Source organism: Azospirillum fermentarium, assembly GCF_025961205.1.
In the GTDB taxonomy this organism is placed as follows: Bacteria; Pseudomonadota; Alphaproteobacteria; order Azospirillales; family Azospirillaceae; genus Azospirillum; species Azospirillum fermentarium.
The window spans coordinates 330,994-343,538 of the sequence record NZ_JAOQNH010000001.1 but is presented as its reverse complement, the minus strand read 5'-3'; the positions used below and the strand labels follow the sequence as shown (position 1 = coordinate 343,538).

General features: G+C 65.9%; 14 protein-coding genes and 1 tRNA gene. 9 read left to right on the top strand and 6 right to left on the bottom strand.

What is annotated here, in order from left to right; all coding sequences use genetic code 11:
- Positions 1-8: 8 nt before the first annotated feature.
- From tnpC to tnpA, 3 genes are all read right to left on the bottom strand, one after another.
- Positions 9-1,652, bottom strand: coding sequence for an IS66 family transposase (gene tnpC / locus M2352_RS01705; protein WP_264662671.1), 1,644 nt, complete (start codon positions 1,650-1,652; stop codon positions 9-11).
- A gap of 79 nt (positions 1,653-1,731) precedes the next feature.
- Positions 1,732-2,079, bottom strand: coding sequence for an IS66 family insertion sequence element accessory protein TnpB (gene tnpB / locus M2352_RS01700; RefSeq protein WP_174471014.1), 348 nt, complete (start codon positions 2,077-2,079; stop codon positions 1,732-1,734).
- The gene (gene tnpA / locus M2352_RS01695; protein WP_264662670.1) at positions 2,076-2,486 is read right to left on the bottom strand and encodes an IS66-like element accessory protein TnpA; all 411 of its coding nucleotides are present in this window, start codon (positions 2,484-2,486) and stop codon (positions 2,076-2,078) included. The genes tnpB and tnpA overlap by 4 nt, the downstream gene beginning before the upstream one ends.
- A 67-nt stretch (positions 2,487-2,553) precedes the next feature.
- Here tnpA and M2352_RS01690 point away from each other — a divergent pair, with 67 nt between their 5' ends.
- The 4 genes from M2352_RS01690 (at position 2,554) to M2352_RS01675 (ending at position 6,628) form a co-directional block, all read left to right on the top strand.
- Entirely contained in the window at positions 2,554-3,495 is a 942-nt protein-coding gene (locus M2352_RS01690) for a lysozyme family protein (RefSeq protein WP_264662785.1), read from the top strand.
- 623 nt (positions 3,496-4,118) lie between these two features.
- Positions 4,119-5,288, top strand: a complete 1,170-nt coding sequence (locus tag M2352_RS01685; RefSeq protein ID WP_264662784.1) for a hypothetical protein — start codon at positions 4,119-4,121, stop codon at positions 5,286-5,288.
- Positions 5,285-5,773, top strand: coding sequence for a hypothetical protein (locus M2352_RS01680; protein WP_264662783.1), 489 nt, complete (start codon positions 5,285-5,287; stop codon positions 5,771-5,773). The genes M2352_RS01685 and M2352_RS01680 overlap by 4 nt, the downstream gene beginning before the upstream one ends.
- A 9-nt stretch (positions 5,774-5,782) precedes the next feature.
- The gene (locus M2352_RS01675) at positions 5,783-6,628 is read left to right on the top strand and encodes a transporter substrate-binding domain-containing protein (protein WP_264662782.1); all 846 of its coding nucleotides are present in this window, start codon (positions 5,783-5,785) and stop codon (positions 6,626-6,628) included.
- On the opposite strand, the gene M2352_RS01670 is transcribed toward M2352_RS01675, so the two are convergent.
- Positions 6,615-7,316: a hypothetical protein gene (locus tag M2352_RS01670; RefSeq protein WP_264662781.1), complete on the bottom strand. Its 702-nt coding sequence runs from the start codon at positions 7,314-7,316 to the stop codon at positions 6,615-6,617. The genes M2352_RS01675 and M2352_RS01670 overlap by 14 nt on opposite strands.
- Positions 7,317-7,388: 72 nt before the next feature.
- Positions 7,389-7,994 carry a hypothetical protein gene (locus tag M2352_RS01665; RefSeq protein ID WP_264662780.1) on the bottom strand — a complete coding sequence of 202 codons (606 nt, stop codon included), beginning with the start codon at positions 7,992-7,994 and terminating at the stop codon, positions 7,389-7,391.
- A 126-nt stretch (positions 7,995-8,120) separates the two neighbouring features.
- Here M2352_RS01665 and M2352_RS01660 point away from each other — a divergent pair, with 126 nt between their 5' ends.
- The 5 genes from M2352_RS01660 to M2352_RS01640 all read left to right on the top strand — a co-directional run bounded on the left by M2352_RS01660 (position 8,121) and on the right by M2352_RS01640 (position 11,483).
- A complete protein-coding gene (locus M2352_RS01660) occupies positions 8,121-8,357 on the top strand; it encodes a helix-turn-helix domain-containing protein (RefSeq protein WP_319802010.1) in 237 nt (78 codons plus the stop codon).
- 104 nt (positions 8,358-8,461) lie between these two features.
- Entirely contained in the window at positions 8,462-8,662 is a 201-nt protein-coding gene (locus M2352_RS01655) for a helix-turn-helix transcriptional regulator (RefSeq protein ID WP_264662779.1), read from the top strand.
- Positions 8,662-8,901, top strand: coding sequence for a hypothetical protein (locus tag M2352_RS01650; protein WP_264662778.1), 240 nt, complete (start codon positions 8,662-8,664; stop codon positions 8,899-8,901). Before M2352_RS01655 ends, M2352_RS01650 begins: the two co-directional genes overlap by 1 nt.
- Positions 8,898-11,009, top strand: a complete 2,112-nt coding sequence (locus M2352_RS01645) for an AAA family ATPase (RefSeq protein ID WP_264662777.1) — start codon at positions 8,898-8,900, stop codon at positions 11,007-11,009. Before M2352_RS01650 ends, M2352_RS01645 begins: the two co-directional genes overlap by 4 nt.
- A gap of 204 nt (positions 11,010-11,213) precedes the next feature.
- Positions 11,214-11,483, top strand: coding sequence for a hypothetical protein (locus M2352_RS01640; RefSeq protein WP_264662776.1), 270 nt, complete (start codon positions 11,214-11,216; stop codon positions 11,481-11,483).
- Positions 11,484-12,340: 857 nt separating this feature from the next.
- On the opposite strand, the gene M2352_RS01635 is transcribed toward M2352_RS01640, so the two are convergent.
- Positions 12,341-12,416, bottom strand: a tRNA-Thr gene (locus tag M2352_RS01635).
- Positions 12,417-12,545: the final 129 nt, after the last annotated feature.

Genomic DNA, 12,545 nt, shown 5'->3' with positions numbered 1-12,545 from the left:
TACCGCGGTCAGGCAGCTTTTGCCTGCTCGCGCATCGCCTTCCACTCCCAGGGCAGGAGTTCGTGCAGGCGGTTTTGTGGCATGTCGTTGATGCGCGCCAGCACGTCGGCGAGCCAGGCCTGCGGGTCAACGTTGTTCAGCTTGGCGGTGGTGATCAGGCCATACATGATCGCCGCCCGCTGGCCGCCGCGATCGGAGCCGCAGAACAGCCACGCCTTCCTCCCGAGGGCGATCCCGCGCAGGCCGCGTTCGGCGGCGTTGCTCGTCAGGCACAGCCGGCCATCGCCGAGGAAGCGGGTGAAGCCGTCCCAGCGCGTCAGCATGTAGTCCATCGCCTTGGCCACGGGGGCATGGCGGGAGAGCCGGGCCCGCTCCGTCCGCATCCAGCCCTCCAGCGCGGCTACCAGGGTGACGCCATGCTCCTGGCGTGCCGCCAGCCGCTCGGCCGCCGGCTTGCCGTTCAAGGCACGCTCGAGATCGAAGAGGGCGTCGATGCGCGTCACGGCCTCCAGCGCCAGCGGCGAGATCGGCGGGGCATCCTTGCCGCGCCTGGTGTTCGTAGCGATGTCGGCCAGCTTGAAGAAGCCGCGCCGGGCATGCGCCCAGCACAGCACGTCGCTGATCGGCCCCGGCTGTCGCTCGGGTTCGTACAGCCGGTTGTAGCCGGCGAACGCATCGGCCTGCAGCCAGCCTTTGAAGCCGGCCAGGTGCCGTTCGGGATGTTCGCCTTTGCGGTCGCGGGAATAGTGGAACAGCGCCACCGGTGGGGCTTGGCCGGCGAACGGCCGGTCATCGCGCACATACACCCACAGGCGCCCGGTATCGGTCTTGCCCTTGGCCAGCACGGGCACCGGGGTGTCGTCCCCATGCAACCGCTCAGCCGCCATCACATGCGCCGCGATCAGGTCGTGCAGCGGCTTCAGCACCGCGGCGGCGGTGCCCACCTGGTCGGCCAGGGTGGACAGGCTGAGCGGCACGCCCTCCCGCGCGAAGCGTTCGGCCTGCCGGTTCAGCGGCTGATGCTGGCCGAACTTCTCGAACAGGATGGTGGCCAGCAGGTTGGGGCCGGCCCAGCCCCGCGGGGTGGTGTGGAACGGTGCCGGCGGCTGGCTGATCGTCTCGCAGGCCCGGCAGGAGAACCGCTCGCGCACCGTCTGGATCACCTTCCACTGGCGCGGGATCACCTCCAGCGTCTCGGTAATCGTTTCGCCCAGCTTGCACAGCTTGTCCGAGCCGCAGCACGGGCAGGTCGCGGGGGCCGGCACAACGACGCGCTCGCGCGGCAGGTGGCCGGGAAAGGGCTGGCGCGAGGGCCGCTTGCGGGTGAAGGCCGTCACCCCGGTGGTTCGGGCAGCGGCCTGCTCGGCTGCCAACTCGTCCTCACTGGCCGTCGCTTCCAGCTCTTCAAGCTGGAACTCCAACTGGTCCAGCAGGCGTGCCTTGCGCTCGGAGCGCGTGCCGTAGAGCTCGCGCCGGAGCTTCTCGATTTCCAGCTTCAGGCTGGCGATCAGCGCCTCGGTGTTCGAAGCCATCGCCCTGGCCCGCGCCGCTTCGGCTTCCGCCGCGTCCGCCCGCGCCTCGGCCTGCGCCAAGGCGGCGCGCAAGCTGGCGATGTCGTCGGCCACGGCGGCAGGGGGCGGGGCGGCGGTCATGGCGCCAGTTTACCTGGGATCACGCCTTCGAGCCGTCGCAATCTCCCCTGAACCGGCCCGTCGATTCACCGTGTCGCAGTCACCCTGCGGTCTCGGGACGCCAAGTCTTCTGCGGGTTGCGCCAGTCGATGCCTTCGAGCAGATAGCCCATCTGCCCAACCGAGATCGACACCGCGCCGTCCGCCGGCGTGGGCCAGATGAAACGGCCCCGCTCCAGCCTCTTCATGAACAGGCAACTGCCCTGGCCGTCATACCAGATGATCTTCACCAGATCGCCGCGGCGCCCGCGGAAGATGAAGAGATGGCCGCTGTGCGGGTCTTGGGCGAAGCGTTCCTGCACCAGCAACGCCAGGCTCGCCCAGCCCTTGCGCATGTCGGTGTGCCCGCTGGCCAGCCACACCCGCACCCCGCTCGGCACCGGGATCATGCCAGGGCACCGATGACGGCCGCCGCCAGGGCCGGGTCGACCGGCCCTTCCAGACGCAGGCGTGCCCCGCTGGGCAGGATGACCTCGAGGATCGCCGGGCTCGTGGCCGACGTCGCCGGAGGCGGCAATGGCGCACGGGGCTCCACGACCGGCAGTTCCGTGACGGTCGGCTCCGGCGTGATGGTCACCGCAGTGAAGCTGGGCGGTTCGCCCACGGCGATCCCCGTGGCCTTCATCAGCCCCCGCCAGCGATACAGCAGGCTTTCGTGCACGCCCAGCCGGCGGGCCACCTCCGTCACCACCACGCCGGGGCGGAACGCCTCCTCGACCATCCGGACCTTCTCCGCCGGCGTGTAGTTCCGCCGCCGCTCCGTCCCCGTCAGAACCTCGACCCGCTGGTAAGCCATGACGTTTGCCACTCGTTTGCGTCCGCGCGATGACGCGCCACGCAAAACTCAGACGTCGGACCCTACTTTGCCAAGGCGGCGCTTACCGGATGCGTACGAGACGGTGGCGCTGGGCCTCATCTCGCCCGAACGCGCCCAGCTTCGCCGCGACGAACTCCACGGCATGGCGTTGGGCGAGGGCGCCTTGCGGACCATCCGGCAGGCGTTCGCCGACAAGGGTGCGGTGGGTGCGCTGGAGGAGGCCGACAGCCTGTTCAACGATTCGGCGCTGGTGCTCAGTGCCGCGGAGCGTCAGCGTTTCCTTGGACGCGCCCACGCGCTGGTCAACGACCTGCACCGCCGCCAGGGGATGACCGAGGCCGAGCAGCGGGACGCCGAAGCCCGCCTCTACGCCGACCGTCTCATCGGCCTGGACCGGGAGCTTGGCGCCGGGAGGCTGGATCAACTCACCGTGGACGATCTGTTCCGCGACCAGAAAATCGGCAAGGAGGACCGCACCCGCTACACCACCGCGTTGCGCCGCCAGCAGGAGGAAACCGAGCGGGTGAGCAGCGCCTTCGCGCGGGTGGGGTTGGCGCCGCCGACATCCCGGCAGCGCGACCCGGCCTCGCTCCCGTCCGATTTGGCCGACCGCTTCATCGCCGCCGAGAGCGGCGGCAACCCCAACGCCCGCAACCCCAACAGCAGCGCCACGGGGCCGGGGCAGTTCACCGATGGTACATGGAAGTGGCTGATGAGCAAGGCCGCCCCCGAGGTGGCCGCCGGCAAGAGCGACGCCGAACTGCTCGCCTTGCGCACCGACTCGGCCCTGTCCCGCCGCATGGTTGAAGCCTACGCCGACGAGAACCGCAAGGCCCTGTCTGCCGCCGGCCCCCGCAGCGCTGGACACCGTGGGAGCCGCCTTCCGGCAGGCCAACAGCATCGGCTCCGCCGTCGGCTACGGTGTGGACCTGCCCGCGGACGCCCCGGGCGCGCCCGGCGCCTTCGATCCGTTCGACGGGCTGGATGAGGTCTACCGCCCCTTCGCCGCTGCCTTCCCGCCCCTGGTACTGCGCGCGTTCACTGTCGGTGAGACGGGGCACCCGTCCGAGAATCATTGCTGAGGCGGGTGCAGACCCTGTACGTCCATCGTCCCTGCATGCCGCATCTGGTTTCCCGCACGTCTACGAGCGCTGCCCTCCGAAGGCAGAGGTCATGCCCTTCCGCAGTCGCACGCCCGGCCCCCCGTCTCCCTGATAGGCCCCGTCATCAATGAACTGGACGCCCTGGGATTCGAACGCTTTGCGGAGAGTATCGACCGTGCCGGCCATGGCGGACACCTCTCCCAACATCCCCTCCAGGCGCTTAACCGTTTCAAGCGATACCCTCGCTTCATCAGCGAGGCGCTTTTGCTCCCACCGCAGAAGCGCCCTGGCCGCTCGAATCTGTTCACCTGTCAAAATAGCCAATGTTACACCTCAGGTACATGATAACACACTCAGGGTGTTGATACCCTGACAGGGTATGTGCTCACACTTGAGGTGTAATCTGCGCCGCTTGGAAGGTCAACAACAGGGTTAAGAAGTCTTCCCCTATTCCAACACGCCCCCAAGGCGTGAACGCTTCCCCTTTGTCTGAACGCTGAGGATTATCATGATCACGACAAACGACAACGTGCCCATAGGGCGCGAACGCTCGAGCCATGCCCAGCCGACTCCCAGTTTGATCGCCTGGACTACAAAGCAGGAAACCAATCCCACTGCCGGCACCCATTGGGCGCGCCTGACCGCCCAGGATGGTCCGTACCGTCTGGAAGTGCTGGACCTCTGTGGCTTGGCTCCGACCACCGACCGCCGCATTTGCACTTGGATTGTCACCGCCGCCGATGGCTCCGTTCTGGGGGGCGGGATCGAGCAGGGCGACCGGCAAGACGACAGCCTCAGGGACACTGCCGCCGCCGCCGCCCATATGTGCGCGTACCGGCTGGGCACAGGGGCTGCTGGCAGCACCCACCGCGACGCCGAACTGCTGGCAACGTTCAAGGCGTTCCGCGCCTTCGATGCGGCGTTCGCCTTGGACCCGGAGGGTAGCGAACAGCCCGACGAAGAGCGGGAGGTCCTCTTTAAACATTGGATAGTGCTCGCCGAGCGGATGAAGAACTTCAAGGCCAACACTCTGGAGGGGCTAAATGCTCTGGCGCTGATGGCCGTGCGGGAAACGGAATCCGTGAAGGACGCGCGCCAAACCGTCGAGGAATGGTTCCTGAATGGCCAAGGTGATTACCGCAAGCCGGAAATCATTGATAATGATCCAGTGACCCATATCTTGTGGAACATCTCCGAGAGTATCAAGAGGATGGTGGGCCGGCAAGAAAGAAAGGCCGCCTGTCCCGAGTGTGCCCAATCCAAGTCCGCGGTCCCTGAGAACATCTGCGACATCGTGTTCGACATAAAAAATGTGCTTGGCACCGCCCAAGCCGCTATTACCACCGCGATAGTCCTGGACCAGCATGACTTCAGCGTCCACGGCTACGATGTCACCGGCACCAGCAATGCCCATTGCTGGGTGCTGGGACAGGTGAGGAATGCCATCACCAGCCTAAACAACCAGTGGGAAAAACTGTTCGAGATGGTGAACGCCCACCGTGACCCCTTCGCCGAGGCCGTCGCCGGCTTCGAGGCCGAAGCCCCCGCCATGCTGGCGCTGCCCGTCACGCCGTCGCTGTCCATGGTCGAGGCCGGGGCCGCTGCCGCCGGCATCAATCCCGACACTGCCCGCGCGGTCTACGCCGCCATGGCCCAGGCCGGGAGGACCGCCGCGTGAACGTCATCATCCTGCCCGGCAACCCGCCGCCCGCCGCCGATCCCGCGGTCACCATCCGGCGGCACCCGGTTAGAACCGCCGCCGACTGGCAGCAGATCCTTGCCCGCTTCTGGCGCGCCCACCGCACGCTCGACCCGGCGGTGCCCGGCTTCCTGAAGGATGCGGGCCTGCTGTCCCGCTGCACCTTCCTGGCGAGCGGGCCGGGCGGCCCCTTGACCTTCCGTCACATCGGCGCGCCCACGCTGGCGGTGTTGGGGCGTGGCTGGGGCCGGGCGGTGCTGCACCAGCCCGACGATGCCGACCCGCACGCCGGCTACGCCCGCCTGATCGGGGCCGAATACGCCGAGGCCATCGAGGGCGGCGAGCCGGTGTTCAACACCGTCACGGTTCGGGGAATCGGGGCGGGCTTCTCCTACAGCCACCTGTTGGCCGGCTGGACCGGCGGCGACCGCCGGGCCGTGCTGTCCGCCGTCGTCCTGCATTGAGGCCACGCCATGTCGATGAAGATGATTGCCGCCGTGGCCCTGGCTGTCGGCATCCTGTCCCTGTCCACCGTGGCCGGAACCACTCCCACCCCTCAACCTCTGCGCATCGTCACCGAGGGCGCCTACGCCCCGTGGAACGCCACCGGGTCCGGCGGTGAACTGGTCGGGTTCGAGGTGGACCTTGCCCGTGACCTCTGCCGCCGGATGGCTGTGGAGTGCCAGATGGTGGGGTTGGAGTGGGAGGGTCTGATTCCCGCCCTACGCCAGGGCCGAGCCGATGCCGTCATGGCCGCGGTATCGATCACCGAGGAGCGCCGCGGGGTGATCGGGTTCGCCGGCCCCTATGCCGCCGAGCCGTCCGCCTTCGCCGTCCGCGACGGGGTGTCCGTTGGTCCCGGCTTGCCCACTCACCTGGACCTGTCCGACAACGGCACCGGGACGCGGAAGGCTCTGGCAGCGCTTGCCGCGCTGCTGGAGGGCCGGACGGTCGGGGTGCAGCCCGGCAGTACCCAGGCCCTGTTCCTGGCCCAACGCCTGCCCGACGTGCGGGTGGTGGACTATCCCACCATTGAGGCCGCGGCCTTCGACCTTGTTGCCGGGCGGATCGATGCCGTGTTCGGTGCCCGCTCCGCGGTGGGTGCCGTTACCTGCGGACACGACGGGGTAATTCCCTTGCCCATGGACGTGGCCGGCGGCGAGTTCGGGCAGGGGGTGGGCGTGGGGTTGCGCAAGGGCGATACTGCCTTGCAGGCCCGATTCGATGACGCCATCCGCGCGGCGGTGGCGGACGGCACCGTGTCGCGCCTGTCGGCCCGGTGGTTCGGGTTCGACCTTGCCGCCGTCAGCCGGCCGTGACCAGGGAGCGGCGGGCATGGGCCGACAGATCCAGCCGCACGGATGCCGTCGTGAATCGCAACAGGTGCAGCGGCAGCCGTCCGGCCCCGGTCTGGTGCAGCAGGATCGTGGGGTGCGGGTCGAGGTGCCGGTGCCCGGCCTTCGCCGCACTCCACTGTGGCACCGTTTCGGGGTCGACCAGCCCGGCCACCCACCGCACGGCCCAGCGCTCCAGGACCACCAGCCGCACCAACCGGCCCAGCCGGTGGAACAGCCCGCGCCCGCGCCAGTCGGGCCGGGTCCACCCCGATGTGATGAGCGCCACCGGCCCATGGGTTTCCCGCGCGGTGGCCGACGCGACAAAACACCAGTCGTCGGACGGGGCGCCACCCGGATCATGGAAGGCCGTCAGATCCTCCAGCCGCTCTCCCAGGGAGGCCGTGGAGCAATCCAGCAGCGCGGCCGCCTGGACCGCCACCGGCTCGCCTTCATGGTCAACCGCGGCCAGCCAGAAGGTCGGAGCGCCGGCGGGCCGGGGCAACAGCGGGAACCATGATTCGGCGTGCTCCCGGTTCAGCGTTTCCAGCGCCGCCCAATCCTCCGCCAGCACCACCGTTGTCCCGTCGGCCAGGGTATCCGCGCACAGCGCGTCCCGCGCCGACTGCAACATGGGATCGCTGACCCCCATCGTTTCCACCAAAACCCGCACGGCTTTCCCCTTCCTGCTGCTGATCGGGGTGACCGTACGGGCAGGGAGGAGCGGGGGGAAACGCACCATCACCTATGCAAGCAATTCGAATTTTTTATGGACCTCTCTAATTGTTCCGCTGATATTCAATCTTATCATGGCAGAATAATTGATTTCTGCCTTCCTCATTTGATTTCTCTGTTCATCGTTCTCTATCTGTATTATTTCATCTAATATTGATATGCATATATCATAGTTTTCTCTCGTTGATATTTTTTCTATTTTCACAAATATTATGTCGTAAATGCATATTGCCCAATCATTTTGCGCATCATTTTCAATATTATATGATTTTTTTTGTGATATTGATTCTTCAATTATTTTCAAGAAAAGAGAATCTTTTATCGATGCCGCAATTTCTCCAGATTCAATTATTCCTAGTATAGAATTTTCATCTATCTGTTTTGCTATAGCAGAAATTATAATAGAATTTTTACCCCAAACTCGAACATATCCTCCACCAGTTTTGGGAATTTTATCTGCTTTAATTGCGCCGGCAGTTTGCAACTTTCTGAGGTCACTGACGCTTGCTCCTGATATTTTTTCTGCCTCTTCATCAAATACAAGTAGTCTTTCATTTATGGGCCGAGCCATAAATTTCGCCCATTCAGCGGCTGTAACAGGCCATTCCTCAGACATGCCTCACCCCCCGGTTGCAGTTGCGGCACCTGATTTTTTGTTGATCAAGTGCGCTTGATCTGATGATGATCAGGTGGTAGGTTCCTCAACAGGGAAGGTCAAGGGCTTTAAGAGGAAACCAGGGACATGAAGAAGTTATACCCCGCTTCCACCGCCGTTCTTGCGAACGATGATCACCTCATGACCCCCAGGGAAACCGCGGCCATGATCAACGTGACCGAAAAGACCCTCGCTAACTGGAGGGTCAGCGGCGTGATGGGCCTCCCCTTTTTCAAGCTTGGCCGTGCTGTCCGATACCGCCGCGGCGATGTGATTTCCTTTCTGAACAGGCAGCGCCACACGTCCACCAGCAGCGCGGCCTGACCCATAAGTTCCCGCCGGGTTCCGTCAGTTCCTGCCGGTGCGTTGTCGCTTTTCGCCGGGTGGCATCAGGGTTTCCCGTCTTCACTGATTGACGGGATCACCCCATGACCGCTGAACACAGCACCGCCGACGAACTTACCACCATCAGCATTGATGAATTCTGCCGGAAGGTCGGAATCACCCGGCGTCACCTCACCAACCTCCGTGCCCGCGGCGAAGGCCCGCCCACGATCAAGCTGGGGCGCCGCACCCTGATCCGGGCGGAGGCTGCTGCCGCGTGGCTGAGGGAGCGGGAGAGGAAGTGATGCTCTGGAAGCTTCGCCCCGACGAGCAGGTGCGGGTGGAGCGGCTGGCCCGGCAGCTTCACGAACTCGGGCCACGCGCCCTTGCCGAATTCCTCGCCGAACTGGCCGCCAAAACCGACAGCCAGGACGACATCATCGACCGGCTGGAGCGGTACAGCCGCCTCGACCCGTCGATGCTGTCTGCCATCGATGGACACCGCTTCGCCCCACGTCCCCCCCTTGAGGTGCCCAGAGCATGACCGCCCTGCCGTCCGCCGCCGAAATCTCGGACATCCTCCGGCGTTGCCGCCGGGATTGGCTGCCGGCTGTTTTCCCGGCGGGCCGGATCGTGTCCGGGGTGTTCTACATCGGCAGCCCCCACGGCGAGCCAGGGAGTTCCCTGCCCATTCCCCTGAACTCGGAGAGGGCCGAAACCATCCGGGATTTCTCCGGGGGGTTCTCCGGCGATGACCTTGACCTCTACCAGGAAGCCCGTGGACTGTCCCGGACCGAGGCCATGGCCGAAGCCGCCCAGCGCTACGGCGGCATCACCGTCACTTTCGGCCAGAACCGCCCCCGTTCCCAGCCCAAGCCCCCCAGGATCGACCGGCCCGCCAACGCCAACGCCGCGGTGATTCCCCTGTCCATCGACCCGGCAACGCCCGTCCCCGCCCTGCATCGGCTGGGGCAGCCGGCCAGCGTCTGGGAATACTACGACGCTGCCAACCGGCTCGTCATGCGCCATTGCCGGTTCGATGAGACCGATTCGGACGGGCACCCTGCCCTTGATGCACGGGGGAAGCGGCGCAAGCAGTTCCGCCCCCTGATCCGCACGGCGGCGGGGATGGAATGGAAATGGCCCACCCCCGTTCCCCTCTACCATCTTCCCGACCTGCTGGCGAACCCCAGCCTGCCGGTGCTGGTGGTGGAGGGCGAGAAGTCCGCCGACATTGGCTGCGACCTGATCGGGGAGCGGGTGGTGGTGACGTGGGCCGGCGGCTCTGCCGGCATAGCCCGTGCCGACTGGTCGCCTCTCCAGGGCCGCGACGTGACCATCTGGCCCGACAACGACGAGGCCGGGGCAGCATCCGCCCGCAAGGTGGTGGCGGAGGCTGTCAAGGCCGGGGCGTGCTCGGTCCGCGTCGTCGCCTTGCCGCAGGGACTGCCCGAGACGTGGGACTTGGCCGACCCGCTGCCCGAGGGCTGGACCGACGAGGATCTTGAGCGCCTGATCGCCGAAGCCCTGCCCGCCGAGGGGGTGGGGCCCGCCGTGGCGCCGGCCGGTTACCAGCCGGGCGCGCTTGATTTCGTCTGGTTCGGGGATATCGCTGTCGACCTCGACACCATGGAACTGGTGGAAGGGGTCTTGACCCCAGGCGCCCTTTCCGTCGTCTACGGCGAGTCCAACTGCGGCAAGACCTTCTTTGCGACCGACCTTGCTCTGCACATCGCCCTTGGCTGGCGCTGGCGTGACCGTCATGTGGTCCAGGGCGCCGTGATCTACGTCGCGGCCGAGGGCGGTAAAGGGGTGATGAACCGGATCGCCGCCTTCCGCCGCCATTACGACATCGCGTCAGCCCCGCCCTTCGCCGTCATCCGATCTTCCGTGAACCTGCTGGACCCGGACAGGGGGCACACCGAGGCCCTGATTGCCGCCATCACCCATGCGGCCCAGCACGCCGGGATGCCGGTTGCCTTGGTTGTCATCGACACCCTGTCGAGGGCCATGGCCGGCGGGAACGAGAACGCCAGCGAGGACATGGGCGCCCTGGTGATGAACGCCGACCGCATCCGTCAGGAGACGGGTGCCCATTTGATGTTCGTTCACCACAGCGGCAAGGACACGTCGCGTGGCGCGCGTGGTCACAGCCTCTTGCGCGCTGCCACCGACACCGAAATCGAAGTGTCCCGCGAAGGGGCGGAAACCCCGTCTGTCGCCAGGATCACCAAGCAGCGCGACCTCGAGACCAATGGCGAGTTCGTCTTCACCCTCACGTCGGTCGAGCTCGGCAGGAACCCTCTCGGGAAGCCGGTCACATCCTGCATCGTCACGCCCGCCGAGCGCGAGGCGCCATCCGATGGCAGCGGAAAGCGGAGAGGGAGCAACCCGCCGCCAGCGGCCCAGAGATACGCCGAAGCCTTGCTCAACGCCATGATCGCCCATGGGGAAACGCGAGATGGCAAACGAGGCACGACGCTTCAGCACTGGCGTGACGAATGCGTCCGTCTCGGACTGATTCCAGGCGGCGAAGACCGCGACGATCAGCGTCGACGGAGTACCAACTTTAACAAGAATAAGTCCCTTCTTGTTGAGCACTCATGGGTTGCGTGTGACGGTGATTTCGCGTGGTCCATACGGTCGGGATGAGCAAAGTGCCAACCAAATCCGAAAATCACGTTGCCAACCATCTGCCAACCACTTGCCAACTGCGGTGCCAACCGCTGCCAACCAGAGCGTGACCACATGCAGTGCCAACCGTGCCAACCAATGCCAACCGCCCCCCCCTATAAGGGGGGCGGGTTGGTTGGCAGATGGTTGGCAGTGGTTGGCAGGTTTCAGGAGTGCTGAAGCATGACATCCGCGAACGACCAATGGGGGCCGTTCACCCCCGGCATCGACCCCGCAGAACGTCTCGCACGGCTCCGCTCGCTGCGGTCGCTGGCATCGGTTCTGGTCCACCCCAACGACGCCGCCCGGCTGCTGTCGGTGTTGCGCGAGGCCGAGGCCAACGACAACGCCGCACCCCAGGCCCTGGACCTGATCAACCACCTGCCGGCCCTGTCCCGCCGCCGGCTGCTGGCGAGCTATGCCGCCGTCCACACCCCGACCCCGAGGAAATGACCCGTGCATTCTGCGATGCCTGCGCTGAAGGGTCCATTCCGCCGGGAGTCGCCGAGCGTCTCGGGAAAGCCCGGGAAGAGGCATGGAATGCCCTGGAGGCATTCAGGGCCATCGCCAACGAGCGAAGCGAGATCCACCGGTACATCGAGGGCAGAACGGGGCTCGTGGCCGCCGAACTTCTCAGCATCTACCTTGAGGACGCTGACCCGGAAGGTTGCGCCTGAAGAACTGCAGAACGAAAGAGTATTACGCCCTTATGGGGGTAGGAAAAATCGGGAAAGGATGCCCCGAGGAGGATTCTCCGCCGCGTTTTTGCCCCCCCACCCGCGCGCGTCGGCCTGACCGCGCAAGACCCCCACCCCCCTCCCGCCGGGGTGCCCGCCCACCGACACCGCCCCAGCCGACCGGGGGAGGGTCCGAGGCGAGGGCGCAGCAGGCCGCCCCCGGCCACAGGGCGGGGCGCCAGAGCCGAGAGGGCAGGCGAGCACCAGGGCGGGGCCACACCGGAGCGAGAGAGGTTCACCGCGATGGCGAAAGGCGACCGAGGGGACGGAGCCGCCCACCACCGGTGATGCGGGCCGTAACGGGGGAAGCGGTAGCCCCAGCCTTCAGTCCTTGAAGGCCGGGAGCGGCGAAACTGGGGCGTGGTGACGCCGAGAGCCAACAGGCCCGGCAGCGGCGGGCGCCGCGGACTCGAGGGCCGGACAGGGCGAGGGGGGATGACCAGGGAAGCCGGAGGCACGGTCCAGACCGCGAAATCGCTCCGGGTGATTGTCGGGTGATTGCTGGACCGGAAACGGAGCGTTGGCCCAGAAATGGAAAGCCCCCGAAAGGCGTTACCTTTCAGGGGCTTAGAATGGTGCTGCCTGTCAGACTCGAACTGACGACCTGCTGATTACGAATCAGCTGCTCTACCGGCTGAGCTAAGGCAGCACATTGTCGCTTCCGCCAGGGCCGGTTGTTTCCCCAGCGGCTCGGGCGCGGACCATAGCGCCATGAGGCCGGGGATGCAAGGGCTGTTTTTCAGCATTCTGCATAGGAGTACCGCATTCCCCGCGGCCC

Excerpts from the sequence above, each read along its gene's own strand:
- tnpC (WP_264662671.1), bottom strand. The coding sequence starts at position 1,652 with ATGACCGCCGCCCCGCCCCCTGCCGCCGTGGCCGACGACATCGCCAGC.
- tnpB (WP_174471014.1), bottom strand. The coding sequence starts at position 2,079 with ATGATCCCGGTGCCGAGCGGGGTGCGGGTGTGGCTGGCCAGCGGGCAC.
- tnpA (WP_264662670.1), bottom strand. The coding sequence starts at position 2,486 with ATGGCTTACCAGCGGGTCGAGGTTCTGACGGGGACGGAGCGGCGGCGG.
- M2352_RS01685 (WP_264662784.1), top strand. The coding sequence starts at position 4,119 with ATGATCACGACAAACGACAACGTGCCCATAGGGCGCGAACGCTCGAGC.
- M2352_RS01675 (WP_264662782.1), top strand. The coding sequence starts at position 5,783 with ATGTCGATGAAGATGATTGCCGCCGTGGCCCTGGCTGTCGGCATCCTG.
- M2352_RS01665 (WP_264662780.1), bottom strand. The coding sequence starts at position 7,994 with ATGTCTGAGGAATGGCCTGTTACAGCCGCTGAATGGGCGAAATTTATG.
- M2352_RS01660 (WP_319802010.1), top strand. The coding sequence starts at position 8,121 with ATGAAGAAGTTATACCCCGCTTCCACCGCCGTTCTTGCGAACGATGAT.
- M2352_RS01655 (WP_264662779.1), top strand. The coding sequence starts at position 8,462 with ATGACCGCTGAACACAGCACCGCCGACGAACTTACCACCATCAGCATT.
- M2352_RS01650 (WP_264662778.1), top strand. The coding sequence starts at position 8,662 with ATGCTCTGGAAGCTTCGCCCCGACGAGCAGGTGCGGGTGGAGCGGCTG.
- M2352_RS01645 (WP_264662777.1), top strand. The coding sequence starts at position 8,898 with ATGACCGCCCTGCCGTCCGCCGCCGAAATCTCGGACATCCTCCGGCGT.
- M2352_RS01640 (WP_264662776.1), top strand. The coding sequence starts at position 11,214 with ATGACATCCGCGAACGACCAATGGGGGCCGTTCACCCCCGGCATCGAC.